Below are 17692 nucleotides of genomic sequence, written 5' to 3'. Positions count from 1 at the left end.
GCGCACGAACACGTGCGGTGCGATCGCCGAGGAGACGCCCGACGACCGCACCGCACGTCGCTCAGAACAGGACCCGCACCCGGACCGGGTCGCTGCTCGAGGCCGACACGAGGTCGGAGTCTGCCGGCACGAACGTCGCCGTGTAAGCGTGCGTGCCGCGATCCAGTCGCCCCAGCGTGTACGCCGCGATCCCGCGACGCACCGGCACCGTGGCGACGAGCCTGTCGCCCTCGCGGAACTCGACCACGCCCTGAGCGCGGGCACCGTCGCTCTGCTGGACGGTCGCCAGGAGCGTCGCCGGCAGGAGGCGGTTGATGTGCACGGGGGGCAGCGCGATCAGGCGGGTGGTGGTCGTGACGGCGGGGACCGCGGCCTCGACCTCCAGCGGAACCTGCACGACCGTCCCCGACGCCGGCGCCGTGAGCGTCAGCGTGGCGGCGCCCGCGGGCAGGCCCGCCGGAAGGGTGACCGTGACCGTCGCGGCACCGGCGGTGACCGGAACCTCGCCCAGCGCCGTGTCGCCGAGAGACACCTGCAGCGAGGTGTTCTGCGGGGCGCCGCGGCTCGTCATGTCCAGGCGTCCCACCTGGAACGTGACGCTCTCACCGGCGGTGACCGTCTCGGGCACGCCCGTCACCTCCAAGCCCTTCTTGGCGAAGTCGGGGGTGAGCGGCGAACCGTCGGCGATGTAGTCCATCCACGCCTCATAGTCGAGCAGACCCGTGTCGACGTAGTCCGTGCCCTCCGTGAAGATCCGGAAGTTGTCGCCGCCGGTCGCGAGGAACGAGAACGTGCCGATCCGGTAGGTGGCCTGCGGGTCGAGCGGCTCGCCGTCGATCGTCACCGACGTGATGCGCTGCCCCTCGGGGAGCGTCGCGTCGAAGGTGTAGGTGACGTTGTCGGAGAGGCCGAGCTGCAGGTACGGACGCTGCGGCACGGTGCCGTCGGCGGCACGCTGCCACTGCTGCTCGAGCATCGTGGTGAACTGCGCGCCGGTGAGGCTCACGAGCGCCAGCGTGTTGTTGAACGGCAGCACCGCGTTCGCCTGCGAGAACGAGACCGTCCCGTCGGGGAGGCCCGGAACCGCGGCCGCGCCGAACTCGGCCTGCGTGTCCCAGAGCTCCGCGCGGAGACCGCCGGGGTTCGTCACACCGATGTCGGCACCGTTCGGCAGGGTCGACAGGCTGTCGCGCAGCATGTTGCCGACCTCGCCGGCGAGGGCCGACTCGCTCGCACGGTCGTCGCGCGTGCCGCCGGTCCAGACGCCGTCGACGAACGATCCTCCGGAGAAGGCCGTCGTGATGTCGGCGGCGACCTCTCCGATCGCCGTGTTGCCGACCTCCGCCGCGGCGGCGAGGGCCTGCTTGACGATCGCATCGACCGCGGCGACCTTCGGGTATGTCGCGATGAGCTCCGCGGTCGGCGTCGTGGTGCGCTTGACGATCTCCTCGGTGTGCGCGGTGACCTCACCGGTCGCGCCGTCGATCGACAGCGTGATCTTGCCGAGGTTCGCACCGTACGAGCCGGTCTGGACGACCGGTCGTGTGCGGTCCGTGCCCGGGACGGGCGCAGACCAGGCGTACTCCTTGTGGGTGTGCCCGGTGAAGATGGCGGCGACCTCCGGAGCGGTCTCGTTCACGAGCTTCGCGAACGCACCGCCGGCGGCGAGCTCCTCCTCGAGGGTGGCGCCGTCGGGCGTGCCCGCGCCGGCGCCCTCGTGGTAGAGCGCGACGATGACGTCGGCCTCGCCGTTGGAGGGGTCCCCGTCGGTGAGCTGGCCGGCGACGCGGTTGACCGCGTCGACCGGGTCGCCGAAGTCGAGGGACTCCACACCGGCGGGGGAGACGAGCGTCGGGGTCTCCTCGGTGACGGCGCCGACGACGCCGACCGTGAGGGATCCGGCATCCACCAGCGCATACTCGGGGAGCGCCGGCGTCGTCGTGCCCTTCAGGTACACGTTCGCGCCGAGCTGCGGGTAGTCGGAGGCATCGGTCACACGACCGGCGAGGTCGTCGAAGCCGCGGTCGAACTCGTGGTTGCCGACGGCGGTCGCCTGCAGCCCGAGGGCGTTCAGGACGTCGATCGTCGGCTGGTCCTTCGCGACCGACGACGCGAACAGCGAGGCGCCGATGTTGTCACCCGCAGAGAGGAACAGCGTCGGTCCGGAAGCCGCGGCGCGCTGCTGCTCGACCGTGCCCGCGAACGCGACGGTGTTGCCGTCGATGCGCCCGTGGAAGTCGTTGATCCCGAGCAACGTCAGCTCGACCGGTGCCGCCTCGGCCGACAGGCCGACGAGCACGGGGTCGTGGTCGCTCGAGCGGTAGGCATCCGGGGCGTAGAACTCCGTGCCGTGGCTGCGGAAGCGGCTGTACTCGAGGGCGACCGACTCACCGGAGTTGATGTTCCAGATGTCGGCGCCCGTCGCGCGGTCCTTCGCGGCGCCGCTGAGCAGGATGTGGTCGAGCGAGCCCGACAGGCCCGAGAAGCTGTACGACGACGTGTCGACCTCGAAGGCCTGCGCCGCGTCGACGTAGCCGGCGTCGTAGAGCACCTGGAGCGGGTCCTCCTGCGTGTAGGAGTTGAAGTCGCCCGCGAGCGCGACGGTGTCGACGTCGCCCTGGATCTGCGCGACCCAGTCGCGAAGAGCGGTCGCCTGACGCACGCGCGACTCGTTGGACGAGCCCTGGCCGTCGCCCGCGTCGGCGTCGCCCGGCCAGGGGCCTGCCGAGCCCTTCGACTTGAAGTGGTTCACGACGAAGAGGAACGGGTCGCCGCCCTCCTTCGCGGTGAACACCTGGCCGATCGGCTCGCGTGCGTTGACGAACGCCTCGCCCGTGCCGCTCTGGTCGCCGAGGGCACGGGAGTCGCCCACACGCTCGACGGCCGCGGTGCGGTAGATGATCGCGTTCGTGATGACGTCCTGCTCGGATGCCGCGGGCAGCTCGCTCGAGGAGGGGACGTACGCCCAGACGGTGGAGCCGGCGGCGGCGGCGTTGAGCGCGTCGACGAGCGTGGCGGTCGCCTCGTCGGGAGTCTCGCCGAGGGCGGCGGAGTTCTCGATCTCCATGAGGCCGACGACGTCGGCGTCGAGGGCGTTGATAGCCGCTACGATCTTGTCCTGCTGACGCGTGAGGTCTGCGCTGTCCCAGGCGCCGCGCTGGTCGCAGCCCTCGCGCACCGTGACGCCGTCGCCGAAGCGATCCTTGTAGGCGACGCAGGAGGCCGAGTCGGTGCCGAGCGTGGTGAAGTAGTTCAGGACGTTGAACGACGCCAGCCGCACGTCGCCGCCGACCTCGGCGGGAGCCGCGGTGCGCGGGTTCGCGAAGGCGACGCCGTCGGTGCCCGTCCCGTCACCGGAGAGCGGGGTGGTGGCGTTGAGCTTCCACGCGTTGTTGCGCCAGTCCACGATCACCGGGTCGGTGAAGGTGACCGAGGCGCCGACCACGACCGGCTCGGTGAGCGAGACGTACGCGGGCGTCAGAGCGCTGTTCGCGGCGCTGAGGTAGTTGATGCTCGTACCGTCGTCGAGAGTGACGCCGCGCGCCGCATTGTCGGCTGTGACGGCCGCGCCCTCCGGCGAGCCCGGGCGTCCGGCGTCGGTGGGCTGACGCAGCGGGGTCGTCCCCGAAGCGAGACCGACCTCGCCGTACTGGTTGGTCGCGTACGTGTTCGAGACGGTGAAGTCTCCCTGCGGGGCGACGAGCATCGACTCGAGGCTCTCGCGCTGCGCGGCATCCGCGGGCCACCCGACCGATGCCGGCGTCGGCGCGGCCTGCGCGTCGATCCGTGTCGCGGCGCCGGGCGCTGCGGTGATCTGGGTGAGGCCGTAGTACTCCGACACGGCGCCGGTGACACGGACGGTGTCGCCGAGCGCGACCTCGCCCGTCGCGTTCGGGGCGTAGACGAAGATCGCCTGCGACGCCGTGTGCGTGGCGAGGTCGAGCGCACCGCCGGTTCCCGGCGTCTGGATGACGTAGCCCTGGAAACCGCCCGTCGGGTAGTGCGCCGTCACGACGCCCTCGGTGGTGACGGTCTGGCCGACGAGCGGCGACGCATCCCCGGTGCCCTGGATGTCGGAGATCGCGACGATCGCGGGGTCGACGGGCGGATCGGTGGGGTCGACCGGCGGGTCGGTCGGGTCGACGGGCGGCGCGGTGAGGCCGGTCGGCGTCGGAGCGCCGACGGTGAAGTCCGCACGGTTGTCCCCGGTGTTCGCGAAGGACGCGGAGCGGGCAACGCTCGTGCCGTTGGCGGTGGAGGGCGCCGCCGCGGCCCCGGCGAAGTGCGTCGCGCCGCCCCAGCCGACGAGGTCGACGACCTGGGGGAGGGCGGCGATGCCGGACGCCCCGCTCAGCGCAGTCGCGTCGGAGACGAGCGCGACCTTGCCCTGGGAGCCCGACATCGGAATCGAGCCCTCGACGTCGGCGGTGAAGCCGGGCTGGGTCGTGTCGGCACCGGTGGCCTGCCCGACGAGCACCTGTCCGCCGGCAGGGACGGTGATGCCCGTGAGCGGAGTGACCTGCCACGCGCTTCCGGTTGCCGAGGCATACTGCACGCTGTACGCCGAGAGATCGACAGGCGCGTCGGAGACGTTCGCGAGCTCGACGAAGTCACGGTTGAACGCGCCGCCGGCGTTGCCGCCTCCTCCGTAGACCTCGGAGATCACGACGGGCGCGTCGGGACCGACGGCGGCGACAGCGGCCGTCGGGGCGACGACGGCGCCGGCGAACGCGGTCGCGAACGCCGCCGTCACGGCGAGGGCGCTGCGCGAACGGCGGCGGGGGGTGGATTCGGGCAGGGCAGGTGGAACGGGGTGCTCGGGCATCACGATCGTCTCTCCGGTGACGACCGCGCGCGGCTGGGGGAATCGCGCAGAGGACGGTCGCCAGATTGAGCATTCTTCGTCGCCCGGCGCCCTGGCAAGTGTCAGATCGGTTAACTCTTTCTCATCGGAGCGATCTCTGGCGTGTCCCGCCGGATGCCGGTTATGGTTCGCGCCGCGTCGCGCGAGCCCGCGGCATCCGCCGTTCGCACCACCCGTGCGCCGGTAGACTTGCCTGCGACATGTCACCGCGCGCCCTGAAGCCTCTCGAGCCGTCTGCGACCCCTCCTGAGCTGATCCGCAACTTCTGCATCATCGCCCACATCGACCACGGCAAATCGACCCTGGCCGACCGCATGCTGCAGATCACCGGCGTGGTCTCGGATCGCGACATGAGGGCGCAGTACCTCGACCGCATGGACATCGAGCGCGAGCGCGGCATCACGATCAAGTCGCAGGCGGTCCGGATGCCGTGGTCCGCAGGCGCGGGCACATACGCGCTCAACATGATCGACACGCCCGGACACGTCGACTTCACCTACGAGGTGTCGCGCTCGCTCGCGGCGTGCGAAGGTGCGATCCTGCTGGTGGACGCCGCGCAAGGGATCGAAGCGCAGACCCTCGCGAACCTGTACCTGGCGCTGGAGAACGACCTCCAGATCATTCCGGTCCTGAACAAGATCGATCTGCCGGCCGCCGACCCGGAGAAGTACGCCGCCGAGCTCGCCAACCTCATCGGCGGGTCGCCCGACGACGTGCTGCGCGTCTCGGGCAAGACCGGCGTCGGCGTCGAAGAGCTGCTCGACCGGATCGTAGAGCAGATCCCCGCGCCGACCGGCGATGCGTCGGCGCCCGCCCGCGCCATGATCTTCGACTCCGTGTACGACGCGTACCGCGGTGTCGTCACCTACGTCCGCATGGTCGACGGCAAGCTCGAGCCGCGCGAGCGCATCCAGATGATGTCGACGCGCGCGACCCACGACCTCCTGGAGATCGGGGTGTCGAGCCCGGAGCCCGTCCCGACGAAGGGGCTCGGCGTCGGTGAGGTGGGCTACCTCATCACGGGTGTGAAGGACGTCCGCCAGTCGAAGGTCGGCGACACGATCACGAATCAGCGCAAGCCGGCCGCCGAAGCGCTCCCCGGGTACACCGACCCGAAGCCCATGGTGTTCTCGGGCATCTACCCGATCGACGGCAGCGACTACGCGGACCTTCGCGAAGCGCTCGACAAGCTGAAGCTGTCGGATGCCTCGCTGCAGTACGAGCCCGAGACCTCCGTCGCCCTCGGCTTCGGGTTCCGCGCCGGCTTCCTCGGGCTCCTCCACCTCGAGATCATCACCGAGCGCCTCGCGCGCGAGTTCGGCCTCGACCTCATCACGACCGCGCCGTCGGTGACGTACGAGGTCACGACCGACACGGGCGACACCGTCGTCGTCACGAATCCCAGCGAGTACCCCGACGGCCGCGTCGCCTCCGTCTCCGAGCCGGTCGTGAAGGTCGGCATCCTGCTGCCGAAGGACTACGTCGGCACCGTGATGGAGCTCTGCCAGTCGCGCCGCGGCACGCTCCTCGGCATGGACTACCTCTCCGAGGACCGCGTGGAGCTGCGGTACAACATGCCGCTCGGCGAGATCGTCTTCGACTTCTTCGACCAGCTGAAGTCGAAGACGCAGGGCTACGCCTCGCTGGACTACGAACCCGCCGGTTCGCAGGAGGCCGACCTCGTCAAGGTCGACATCCTGCTGCAGGGCGAGAAGGTGGATGCCTTCTCGTCGATCGTCCACCGCGAGAAGGCCTACGCCTACGGCACGCTCATGACCGAGCGCCTGCGCAAGCTCATTCCGCGCCAGCAGTTCGAAGTGCCGATCCAAGCCGCGATCGGAGCGCGGATCATTGCGCGCGAGAACATCCGGGCGATCCGCAAGGACGTGCTCGCCAAGTGCTACGGCGGTGACATCACCCGCAAGCGCAAGCTCCTCGAGAAGCAGAAGGAGGGCAAGAAGCGCATGAAGATGGTGGGCCGCGTCGAGGTTCCGCAGGAGGCGTTCATCGCCGCCCTGTCGGGAGACGTCGAGACCAAGAAGTAGCCTTCAGACATGGGCCGCCCGGTGACAGGCGGCCCGAGAGAACGCGACGGGAGGTGCACATGCGCCGCGGGAACTTCCAGGAAGACACGGTCGACTACGCCGCCGTGGGTGCCACGCACGCCCACGACCTCATGAGCTACCCGCCCGAACGGAGCATCCCCGCGGAGGCCTCGTGGCGGATCGGCAGCGGTCAGGCGCGCTTCGAGTCGTCCGCCGACGCGCTGCTGTCGTGGGGCGCGCTCCGCGGCGCGGGTCTGCAGATCACCGACGTGCGTCCGGCCGCCGGACCCATGTACTCCGGTGTGGGCTTCGACGCCGAGGGCGCGCCGGTTGCTCCGTCGCGCCTCGAGGCCGATCAGCGCTTCGACGCCGACGGCACCCCGTACGTCGCCGCCGGCACCACCATCCGCGTGCGCGGCCGCGTCAAGGGCATGAACGCCGACGGCGAGCTGCGCGTCATCTCCGCGACGGAGGAGGCCCGGCGCGTGGGGTTCGCCCTGGGCACCGTCGGCGGCTCGGTCGTCAGCGGCGAGGAGTCCTTCACGATCGAGTGGGACGAGAGCGACGAGGTCCGCTTCGTCGTGCGCGCCTTCGACCGGCCGACCGCCTTCCTCTACCGCCTCGTCCCGCCGCTGGTGAAGCGTCGTCGCCGCGAGCTGTTCCAGGGATACCTGCGGGCGATCTCGCCGCTGTTCGCCACCGGCTCGTGAGCGGGCCGGTCACGATGTCGGCGACATCCTGATGGGATCCGCCCTCCCGCTCGGCGACCCGGCGCCCGTCGACGGCGCGCTCCCCGACGACATCGCCGTCGACGCGTCGACCGACTTCGGCGTCTACCTGCACGTGCCGTTCTGCCGCGTGCGATGCGGCTACTGCGACTTCAACACGTATACGGCCTCCGAGCTCCGCGGCGCCCGACAGGACGCATACGCCGACGAGGTGCTGCGCGAGATCGCCCTGTCCGAGAACGTGCTCGGCGCGAGGGGGCCGCTGCGCCCGGCATCCACCGTCTTCTTCGGCGGCGGGACGCCCACGCTCCTTCCCGGCGATGATCTCGCGCGCATGCTCGCCGGCGTCCGCGACACGTTCGGACTCACGCCGGATGCCGAGGTCACGGTCGAGGCGAACCCCGACACCGTGACGCGTGAGCTCGCGGAGCGGCTGGCGGATGCCGGGGTCACGCGCCTCTCGATCGGGATGCAGTCGGCCGTGCCGCACGTGCTGCACACGCTCGATCGCACACACGACCCCGCGAACGTCGCCGTCGCGGTCGCCGCGGCGCGCGCGGCCGGCCTCGCCGTGAGCGTCGACCTCATCTACGGGGCACCGGGGGAGTCGCTCGCCGATTGGGAGGCGTCGGTGCAGACCGCCGTCGCCCTCGGCCCCGACCACATCTCGGCGTATGCGCTCATCGTCGAGGAGGGCACGCAGCTCGCCCGCCAGATCCGCCGCGGCGAGGTGCCGGGGCCCGACGACGACCTGCAGGCCGACATGTACGAGCTGGTGGACGAGGCCCTCGCCGCCGCGGGCTTCGACTGGTACGAGGTGTCGAACTGGGCGACCTCGCCCGCACAGCGATCGCGGCACAACCTCGCGTATTGGCGCGGCACGGACTGGTGGGGCTACGGACCCGGAGCGCACAGCCACGTCGCGGGCCTGCGCTGGTGGAACGTCAAGCATCCCGCGGCGTACGCGCAGCGCCTCGCCTCGGGGGACTCGCCCGCCGCGGCGCGTGAGCGCCCTGATGAGAGCGCGCGCCGGCTCGAGAGCGTGCTGCTGCGTTCGCGCATCGCGGAGGGGCTGCCGGTCTCGGAGCTGCAGGGCGAGGGCCGCCACGCCGTGGCATCCCTCATCGCGGACGGCCTGATCGAGGGGCCCGCGGCGCTCCGCGGGCGCGTCATCCTCACGCGGCGCGGTCGGCTGCTGGCCGATGCCGTCGTCCGCGCCCTCACGGCCTGAGAAGCGTCGGGCGTCAGCCGGCCTGAGAAGCGTCGGGCGTCAGCTCGCGAGCGCGTCGAGCGCGGCCGCGCGGCGCAGCGGCTCGTCCTGCACGGGCACATCGTAGATCCGGGTCACACGGTCGGGCGAGAAGCGCGGCCAGCCCGGCCCTCCCGAGGCGACGAACCTCACCCAGTCGGCGTGCATGCGGGCCGCGAGCTCACGCGGAGCGCCGGGACCGACGATCTGCTGCCAGTCGGAGGCCTCGACCCGATCGAACACGAATCCGATCTCGATCGCGTGCGCGGCCCGCAGCTCCCGCACGGGGCTCCGCCACGCGAACTCGTACACGTAGGTGGGCGCGCTGCGGGCGGATGCGACCGCGACCGCCGGCCCCCGCAGCACGCGGTCCGTCACGATCTGGCCCAGGATCTCGCCCGCACTCGCACCCGGCAGAGCGTCGCGGTACGCGCGCACCGCCGCGCGCGGCACACGTGCCGCCAGGCGCGCGAGCGCGAGCCGGAACGGGCTGATGGCAACCAGCTGCGCGGGCGTGAACCACAGTCGGTACTCGTCTGTGTTCGTGCCGATCACGAGAGGGATCCCGAGCGTGCGCAGGGCCTGATCGGGCGAGACGGGAAGGCTGTCCGGGTCGAGGGCGAGCGCGTAGCCCGGTGTCCCCGACAGCGGCGAGGATCCCTCCGCGAGGCGGCGGCGCGCGTCGAGCAGGTCACGCGGCGACAGCGCGGCGAACGCGTCTCGGGTCGGCGGCACGCCCAGTGCCTTCGCCATCGCACGGGTCACACGGCCCGCACGCTCGGCGGGCTGTGCCTCCAGCGGCCCCGATTCGATGATCGCGCCGACCGGGATGTCGGCCGTGTCGGGGCGCGCGAGGAGCGCCGCGACGAGCGATCCGCCCGCCGACTCGCCCACGATCGTGATGCGCTCCGGGTCGCCCCCCGAACGCGGCGATCTCGCGCCGAACCCATTCGAGGCCCGCAGCGGCGTCGGACAGACCCAGGTTGCGTGGAGCGCCCTCGAGCACGGAGAAACCCTCCGCCCCGACGCGATGGTTCACCGAGACGTAGACAAGCCCGTCGCGGGCGAAGGTCGTCCCGTCGTACGCCGGCAGCGCCGCACTGCCGCGTTCGAGCGCCCCGCCGTGGTACCAGACGAAGACGGGCAGCGAGCCCGGCGCCGCTCCCGACGGGGTCCAGACGCCGACGGTCAGGATGTCATCGCCCGCGATCTCGACGGAGCCGAGCAGCTCGCCGATCGCGCCGAAGTACGGATCCTGCGGCGCGGTTGCGGCGTGGGCCGAGGCATCCCGCGCCTCGGTCCACGCCGGGGGAGCCACCGGCGGGGCGAAGCGGCGCTCACCGAACGGCGGGAGGGCGTAAGGGATGCCGAGGTAGCGGTCGATGCCGTCGGAGGTGGTGCCGACGACGTCGCCTCGGGTGGTCGTGACGACAGGGCGAGGGGAGGCATCGGCGCGCATGCGGCTCATCCTAGGGTGCTCGCGCTAGGATTGGCACTCGAACACCTGGAGTGCCAGATCGGCGCCTGTCACGTGTGCAGAGGAGGAAGCGATGGTCTCGGAACGCGGCCTGCGCGTCCTCCGCGCGATCGTGCAGGACTACGTCGACACGAACGAACCGGTCGGCAGCAAGGCGATCGTCGATCGCCATCAGTTCGGGGTGTCCGCCGCCACGATCCGCAACGACATGGCCCTCCTCGAGGACGAAGAGCTGATCGCCGCCCCGCACACCTCGTCCGGGCGCGTCCCGACCGACAAGGGCTACCGCGTCTTCGTCGATCACCTCGCCGAGCTCCGTCCCCTCTCGGGCGGGCAGCGCGCCGCGATCTCGACGTTCCTCACCGAGGCGGTCGACCTCGACGACCTGCTCACCCGCACCGTCCGCGCGCTCACGCAGCTGACGGGCCAGGTCGCGATCGTGCAGTACCCGTCGGTCGCGCGCGCGAGCGTGTCGCACGTCGAGTTCGTGCACCTGGGCGGCACGCGCGTCGTCGTGATCGTCGTCACCGACACGGGGCGCGTCTCACAGCGCGTCGCGTTCTTACAGGGCGAGCTGGATGCCGAGGAGGTCGCGCAGGTCAAGGCATCCATCGCCGCTCTCGTCACCGGCAAGCCCGTCGCCGACGCGGCGCAGGCGATCGCCGACCTGACGGCCTCGGCGCCCGCGCACACGCGCGTCGACGAGGCGGTGCGCACCGTTGCCCGCATCGTCGCGGAGGAGCTCGACGACTTCCGCCAGGACAAGCTCGTGATGGCCGGAAGCGCGACCCTCGCCAAGCGTGAGGGCGACTTCCGCGGCAGCATCTACCCGCTGCTGGAGGCCATCGAGGAGCAGGTGACCCTGCTTCGCCTCATGGGGGAGATGGTCGCCGACGAGCAGGGGCTCGCCGCGTCGATCGGGCGCGAGAACGCGCCGTTCGGGCTCGTTGAGGCATCCGTCGTGACGAGTGACTACGACGGCGCCGGGACCCGCTCGCGCGTGGGTCTGCTCGGCCCCACCCGCATGGACTATCCCACCAACCTCGCGGCGGTCCGCGCCGTCGCGCATTATCTGAGCCGCCTGCTCGACGAGGACGACACGTCCCGCTGACAGGCGCGCCCGACAGACACCCATCGTGCCCTCCGGGGCAGGAAAGGCGATCGTGGCCGACCACTACGAAGTACTCGGCGTCTCGCGCGATGCGAGCCCCGAAGAGATCAAGAAGGCGTACCGGCGTCTCGCACGCGAACTCCACCCCGACGTGAATCCCGGCGCGGACGCATCCGAGCGCTTCAAGCTCGTCACCCACGCCTACGACGTCCTCAGCGACCCCGAGCAGCGTCAGCGCTATGATATCGGCGGCGACGGGTCGCCGTTCGGCGGCGCAGGCGCAGCGGGCTTCGGCGGGTTCGGCGACATCTTCGAGACGTTCTTCGGAGGGGGCGGCTCACGCCAGGGCCGTCCGCGCTCGCGACGCGAGCGGGGCCAGGATGCCTTGGTGCGCGTCACGTTGGACCTGAAGGACGTCGTCTTCGGCACGCACCGCGACATCGAGGTCGACACCGCGGTGCTCTGCGAGACGTGCGAGGGCTCGTGCTGCCAGCCGGGCACCCAGCCGGTGACGTGCGACATCTGCCACGGCTCGGGCCAGGTCCAGCGCACGGTCCGGAGTCTCCTCGGCAACGTCGTCACCTCGCAGCTGTGCACGACGTGCCAGGGTTACGGCACGACGATCCCGTACCCCTGCGCGACGTGCCAGGGGCAGGGCCGCGTGCGGGCACGCCGCACCGTGTCGGTCGACATCCCCGGCGGCGTCGAGACGGGGCTGCGCCTGCAGCTGCCCGGCTCGGGCGAGGTCGGCCCCGCCGGCGGTCCGAACGGCGACCTGTACCTCGAGATCACCGTCGCCCACGACGACGTCTTCAGCCGCGACGGCGATGACCTGCTCGCAACGCTCGAGGTCTCGATGCCCGACGCGATCCTCGGCGCCGCGACGACCATCTCGTCGCTCGACGGCGAAGTCGACCTCGAGGTACGCGCGGGTGTGCAGTCGGGCGACGTGCTCACGATCAAGGGTCGCGGCATCACCCCGCTGCGCGGCGGCAACCGCGGCGACCTGCGGGTCGGCGTGCAGGTCGTGACGCCCACGAAGCTGGATGCCAAGTCGCGCGCCCTCATCGAGGACTTCGCGAAGAAGACGAAGGCGCCCGCGCCGCAGCTGGCCCAGTTCCACCAGGGCTTGTTCTCGAAGCTCCGCGACCGCTTCCGCGGCTGACCCCGGAAGACATCATGGCGCTGCACTTCCTCGTCGACGATGCGCAGGCGGCGCATGTCGCCGGCGCCGTGGCCGGTTCGACCGTCGAGCTGTCGGGCGGCGAGGCGCACCACGCCGCCGTCGTCCGCCGCGTGCGCGTCGGCGAAGAGGTCACGGTCGGCGACGGCCGTGGGGTCTGGCTGAGCGGCGCGGTGACAGAGGTCGCGCCGAAGCGCGTCATGGTCCGGGTCGACGCACGCCGGGACGTGTCCGCGGCGTCCCCCCGGCTCGTGCTCGTGCAGGCGCTCGCGAAGGGCGACCGCGACGAGCTCGCGATCCAGGCGGCGACGGAGCTCGGCGTCGACGAGGTCGTGCCGTGGCAGGCATCGCGGAGCGTCTCGCGCTGGTCGGCCGAGAAGGCGCTCAAGGGCGTCGCCCGCTGGCAGCAGATCGTGCGCGAAGCGGCGAAGCAGGCCCACCGTGCGTGGGTTCCCGCCGTCTCGGAGCCGGTCACGTCAGCGCAGCTTGCGCGGCGCGCGGACGCGCGCCTGCTGGTGCTGGAGCCGACGGCATCCACCCCGCTGTCCACGCTGGTCCTCGACGACGTCGAGCGCGACATCGTGCTCGTCGTCGGCCCCGAGGGTGGCATCACCCCGGAGGAGCTCGACGCGCTGCAGGATGCCGGCGCTACGCTCGTACGCCTCGGCGACACCGTCCTGCGCACCTCGACGGCAGGGCCCGCCGCGCTCGCACTCCTGAACGCCCGCCTCGGCCGCTGGTAGCCGCCGCTCCGGAGCCCGCTGAGCGAGGGTGCCCCGCCACCGGCCGGGCACCGGCCCATAGACTGGGAGGCATGAGCGAGCCGTCGATCTTCACCCGGATCCTCGAGGGGGAGATCCCCTCTGAGATCATCGCCGAGACCGAGAACGTCTTCGCGATCCGCGACATCGCGCCCAAGGCGCCGGTGCATTTGCTCGTCATCCCGAAAGACCCGCAGTACCGGAACGTCGTCGAGCTCGCCGCGGGAGACCCGGCGCTCCTCACGGAGATGGTCGGGCTCGCGAACACCGTCGCCGCCGAGTACGGCGACGGCGATTTCCGCCTCGTGTTCAACACGGGCGAGGGCGCCGGGCAGACGGTGTTCCATGTCCACGCCCATGTCCTCGCCGGCGGCCTTACCGAAGGGAGCCTGGGTGGCTGACGCTCCCGAGACCGGGCCCGACACCGCCGAGGTCGTCGAGCGCATCTACGCCGACGGCGTCGCGATGGTCCAGCTGCTCGGGCCGCAGGACCGGCTCCTGCGCGTCGTCGAGCGAGAGCACCCCGACGTGCAAGTGCACGTGCGCGGCAACGAGATCACTTTGAGCGGGCATGCGGATGCCGTCGCGCGCGCGCGAGCGCTCGTCGAAGAGCTCATCGCCCTCTCGCGGACCGGTCACGGACTCGACCCCTCCGACGTCGCCTCGAGCGAGCGCATCCTCCGGGGTGACACCGGCCAGCGCCCGTCGGAAGTGCTGGGCGAGGCGATCCTCTCGTCGCGCGGCCGCGTCATCCGCCCGAAGACCCTCGGTCAGAAGGCGTACGTCGATGCGATCGAGGAGAACACGATCACGTTCGGCATCGGTCCCGCCGGCACCGGCAAGACCTACCTCGCGATGGCGAAGGCCGTCCAAGCGCTCCAGCGCAAGGAGGTCAGCCGCATCATCCTGAGCCGCCCGGCGATCGAGGCCGGTGAGCGGCTCGGGTTCCTCCCCGGCACCCTCACCGACAAGATCGACCCCTACCTGCGTCCGCTCTACGACGCGCTCAACGAGATGATGGACCCCGAGATCGTGCCGAAGCTCATGGCATCCGGCACCATCGAAGTCGCCCCGCTCGCCTACATGCGCGGGCGGACGCTCAACGACTCGTTCGTCGTGCTCGACGAGGCGCAGAACACCACGCCCGAGCAGATGAAGATGTTCCTCACCCGTCTCGGCTTCGGCACGCGCATGGTCGTCACCGGCGACATCACGCAGATCGACCTGCCGCAGGGGGCATCCGGGCTCCGCCTCGTGACGCGCGTCCTCAAGGACATCGACGACATCCACTTCAGCTACCTCACGAGCGACGATGTCGTGCGGCACACGCTCGTCGGCCGCATCGTCGACGCCTACACGGAGTACGACGAGCAGCGGCTCGCCTCGCGGCGCGAGCGTGACGAGGCATCCGCTATGAACGCGCAGCGGCAGGGTAACCGCGCCGAGCGCCGCGGACAGTCCCGCCCCGGCGGCCCCCGGGACCACCTTCCGAAGCGAGGCATGTCATGACGATCGAGATCACGAACGAGTCGGGTGTCGACGTCGATGAGACGGTGCTCCTGCGCCTCACCGAGCACAACCTCGCAGAGCTGCACGTGAGCCCGGATGCCGACGTCGCGATCCTCCTCGTCGACGAAGGCGCCATGGAAGCCCTCCACGTGCAGTGGATGGACGAGCCGGGTCCCACCGACGTGCTGAGCTTCCCGATGGACGAGCTGCGCCCCGGCACCCAGGAGCAGCCGACGCCCCCGGGCCTGCTCGGCGACATCGTCCTCTGCCCGCAGGTCGCCGAGACGCAGGCGCAGGCGGCGAAGCACTCGACCCTCGACGAGCTCATCCTCCTGACGACCCACGGCACGCTGCACCTCCTCGGCTTCGACCACGCCGAGCCCGAGGAGGAGCGCGAGATGTTCGGCCTGCAGCGGGAGCTCATCGCCTCGTTCGCGGCCTCCGAACGCCGCCGACGCGCATGACCGAGGCCCTCCTCCTCATCGCGGCGGCGCTCCTCGTCGCCCTCGGCGGACTCATGGCCGCGCTCGACGCGGCGCTCGGGGTCACCTCGCGCGGCGACCTGTACGACATGTCGGCGACGAACCCCAACGGTCAGGCGCTCGCCAAGATCGCCGACGACCCCGCCGCGCACGGCAACGCTGTCGTCTTCATCCGCATCCTCGCCGAGACCACCGCCGCCGTGCTGGTCACGGTCGCCTTTCTCCTCATCTTCGACAACATCTGGCTCGCGATGCTCGCCGCGGCGATCCTCATGACCGTCGTCTCCTTCGTGCTCGTCGGCGCGAGCCCCCGGGCCGTCGGCCGCGAGCACGCGCGCGGGCTTCTCCGCGCGTGCGCACCGGTGATCCGCGGCGCGCGAATCCTCCTCGGACCGCTCGCGCACCTGCTCGTGCTCCTCGGCAACCGCGTCACGCCGGGTGTCCACCGTGGCGCCTCGTTCGCGAGCGAGGAGCAGCTGCTGTCGATGGTCGACGAGGCCGCTTCGCAAGACCTCATCGAAGAGGACGACCGCGAGCTCATCCATTCCGTGTTCGACTTCACCGACACCTTCGTCCGCTCGGTCATGGTTCCGCGCACTGACATGGTGACGATGGACGGCGCCGACACGACGCAGGAGGCGATGCGGCTCTTCCTCGACAAGGGCGTCTCGCGCGTGCCGATCGCCGACGGCGAGGCCGACGACATCACCGGCGTCGTCTACCTCAAAGACCTCGTGCAGTTCGCGTTCCGCGACGAGTCGGCCTGGCGCGACGCGCCCGTCGCGCAGATCGCCCGCCCCGCAGTCTTCGTGCCCGAGTCGATGAAGGCCGAGACACTCCTGCAGCAGATGAAGCGGGATGCCGTGCACGTGTGCCTCGTCGTCGACGAGTACGGCGGAGTGTCGGGACTCGTGACGCTCGAGGACCTCATCGAAGAGCTCGTCGGTGAAATCTCCGACGAGTACGACCCGCGCTCGAACGAGGTCGTCGACCTCGGCGACGGGCGCTACCGCGTCAGCGCGCGCCTGGGCCTCGACGAGGTGGGCGACCTGTTCGGCATCGACCTCGAAGACGAGGACGTCGACTCGATCGGCGGTCTCCTCGGCAAGCAGCTCGGCCGCATCCCCCTTCCCGGCGCGACCGCCGAGTACGGGGGCATCCTCATGACCGGGGGCACCTCGCGCGGACGAGGACGCGGCCTTGCGACCGTTTTCGTCGAGGCGACACCCGCGCTCGAGGCCGCCGACTCGGCGTTCGGCGGACGCCATCCGCGCACCGGGAGCATCCCGACGCAGAAGCAGAAAGGGGAGGACCGATGACGGAGTTCCGATCCGGATTCGTGACCTTCGTCGGGCGCCCGAATGTCGGGAAGTCGACGCTCACCAACGCACTCGTCGGCGAGAAGGTCGCGATCACCTCCGACAAGCCGCAGACGACCCGTCGCGCGATCCGCGGCATCGTGAACCGTCCGGGCGGCCAGCTCGTCATCGTCGACACTCCCGGCATCCACAAGCCACGGACACTTCTCGGTGAGCGCCTCAACGACCTCGTCGAGCAGGTGCTCGGCGACGTCGATGCGATCTGCTTCCTCGTGCCCGCCACCGAGAAGGTGGGCCCCGGCGACCGGCGCATCGCGGCATCCCTCGACGGATACCCGCGCGCGAAGAAGGTCGCCGTCGTCACGAAGACCGACCTCGCCTCACGCGACCAGATCACCGAACGCCTCATGGAGGCCGACAGCCTTCGGGAGGACTGGGATGCCGTCATCCCGATCTCCGCCGTGGCGGGCGAACAGCTCGACGTCCTCGCCGACGAGCTGCTCTCCCTCATGCCCGAGGGCCCCGCGCTCTACGAGGAGGGCGTCGTCACCGATGAGTCCCTCGAGGACCGGATCGCCGAGATCATCCGCGAGTCGGCTCTCGAGGGCGTCCGCGACGAGCTGCCGCACTCGATCGCCGTGACGATCGAGGACATCTCCGAGCGCGACACGGGCTCGATGACCGACATCCACGCGAACGTCGTCGTCGAGCGCGACAGTCAGAAGGCGATCATCATCGGGAACAAGGGGTCGCGCCTGCGTGACGTCGGCGCCCGCGCCCGCGCCCAGATCGAGCCGCTCGTCGGCACGAAGGTGTTCCTCAAGCTGCACGTGCGCGTCGCCAAGGAATGGCAGCGTGACCCGAAGCAGCTCGGACGGCTGGGCTTCTGAGCGACATGGCCCTTCCCGACCCCCGCATTCCCGTGATCCCGTCCGGCTGGGCGGGCCCACGCGCCTCGCGAAAG

At 70.9% G+C, this 17692-nt stretch carries 13 protein-coding genes and 1 pseudogene; 11 read left to right on the top strand and 3 right to left on the bottom strand.

Going from position 1 to position 17692, the window contains the following annotated elements; genetic code table 11:
* Positions 1-61 precede the first annotated feature (61 nt).
* On the bottom strand, positions 62-4825 hold the full coding sequence (locus ACRVYW_RS00760) for an ExeM/NucH family extracellular endonuclease (protein WP_431800757.1): 4764 nt from the start codon (positions 4823-4825) through the stop codon (positions 62-64).
* Between the two features lie 239 nt (positions 4826-5064).
* On the opposite strand from ACRVYW_RS00760, the gene lepA reads away from it, so the two are divergent.
* Genes lepA through hemW form a run of 3 tightly spaced genes read left to right on the top strand, consistent with a single transcriptional unit; the run spans position 5065 to position 8868 of the window.
* Entirely contained in the window at positions 5065-6909 is a 1845-nt protein-coding gene (gene lepA, locus ACRVYW_RS00755) for a translation elongation factor 4 (protein ID WP_431800755.1), read from the top strand.
* A 59-nt stretch (positions 6910-6968) separates the two neighbouring features.
* Entirely contained in the window at positions 6969-7619 is a 651-nt protein-coding gene (locus tag ACRVYW_RS00750; protein WP_431800753.1) for a DUF1990 family protein, read from the top strand.
* A gap of 31 nt (positions 7620-7650) precedes the next feature.
* Positions 7651-8868, top strand: coding sequence for a radical SAM family heme chaperone HemW (hemW, locus tag ACRVYW_RS00745; protein WP_431800751.1), 1218 nt, complete (start codon positions 7651-7653; stop codon positions 8866-8868).
* Positions 8869-8907: 39 nt separating this feature from the next.
* Here hemW and ACRVYW_RS00740 read toward each other — a convergent pair whose 3' ends face one another.
* Positions 8908-9780, bottom strand: a complete 873-nt coding sequence (locus ACRVYW_RS00740; RefSeq protein ID WP_431800749.1) for a carboxylesterase family protein — start codon at positions 9778-9780, stop codon at positions 8908-8910.
* An 88-nt stretch (positions 9781-9868) separates the two neighbouring features.
* A pseudogene (locus ACRVYW_RS00735) lies at positions 9869-10345 on the bottom strand (carboxylesterase family protein); the annotation flags it as partial.
* Positions 10346-10436: 91 nt separating this feature from the next.
* Between ACRVYW_RS00735 and hrcA the strand changes: the two are divergent.
* The 8 genes from hrcA to era all read left to right on the top strand — a co-directional run bounded on the left by hrcA (position 10437) and on the right by era (position 17618).
* A complete protein-coding gene (gene hrcA, locus ACRVYW_RS00730) occupies positions 10437-11474 on the top strand; it encodes a heat-inducible transcriptional repressor HrcA (RefSeq protein ID WP_431800747.1) in 1038 nt (345 codons plus the stop codon).
* Positions 11475-11526: 52 nt separating this feature from the next.
* Positions 11527-12639, top strand: a complete 1113-nt coding sequence (dnaJ, locus tag ACRVYW_RS00725) for a molecular chaperone DnaJ (protein ID WP_431801710.1) — start codon at positions 11527-11529, stop codon at positions 12637-12639.
* 14 nt (positions 12640-12653) lie between these two features.
* Positions 12654-13400, top strand: a complete 747-nt coding sequence (locus ACRVYW_RS00720) for a 16S rRNA (uracil(1498)-N(3))-methyltransferase (RefSeq protein WP_431800745.1) — start codon at positions 12654-12656, stop codon at positions 13398-13400.
* A 71-nt stretch (positions 13401-13471) separates the two neighbouring features.
* Positions 13472-13819: a histidine triad nucleotide-binding protein gene (locus ACRVYW_RS00715; RefSeq protein ID WP_431800743.1), complete on the top strand. Its 348-nt coding sequence runs from the start codon at positions 13472-13474 to the stop codon at positions 13817-13819.
* Positions 13820-13883: 64 nt separating this feature from the next.
* The gene (locus ACRVYW_RS00710; protein WP_431801708.1) at positions 13884-14927 is read left to right on the top strand and encodes a PhoH family protein; all 1044 of its coding nucleotides are present in this window, start codon (positions 13884-13886) and stop codon (positions 14925-14927) included.
* The gene (gene ybeY / locus ACRVYW_RS00705; RefSeq protein WP_431800741.1) at positions 14924-15391 is read left to right on the top strand and encodes an rRNA maturation RNase YbeY; all 468 of its coding nucleotides are present in this window, start codon (positions 14924-14926) and stop codon (positions 15389-15391) included. The genes ACRVYW_RS00710 and ybeY overlap by 4 nt, the downstream gene beginning before the upstream one ends.
* Positions 15388-16728 carry a hemolysin family protein gene (locus ACRVYW_RS00700; protein WP_431800739.1) on the top strand — a complete coding sequence of 447 codons (1341 nt, stop codon included), beginning with the start codon at positions 15388-15390 and terminating at the stop codon, positions 16726-16728. The genes ybeY and ACRVYW_RS00700 overlap by 4 nt, the downstream gene beginning before the upstream one ends.
* The gene (gene era, locus ACRVYW_RS00695; protein ID WP_431800737.1) at positions 16725-17618 is read left to right on the top strand and encodes a GTPase Era; all 894 of its coding nucleotides are present in this window, start codon (positions 16725-16727) and stop codon (positions 17616-17618) included. The genes ACRVYW_RS00700 and era overlap by 4 nt, the downstream gene beginning before the upstream one ends.
* Positions 17619-17692: the final 74 nt, after the last annotated feature.

The sequence above is a fragment of the Microbacterium sp. bgisy203 genome, assembly GCF_965345155.1.
GTDB lineage: Bacteria > Actinomycetota > Actinomycetes > Actinomycetales > Microbacteriaceae > Microbacterium.
The sequence above is the reverse complement of the archived record's forward strand: the minus strand, read 5'-3'. Positions and strand labels throughout refer to the sequence as shown.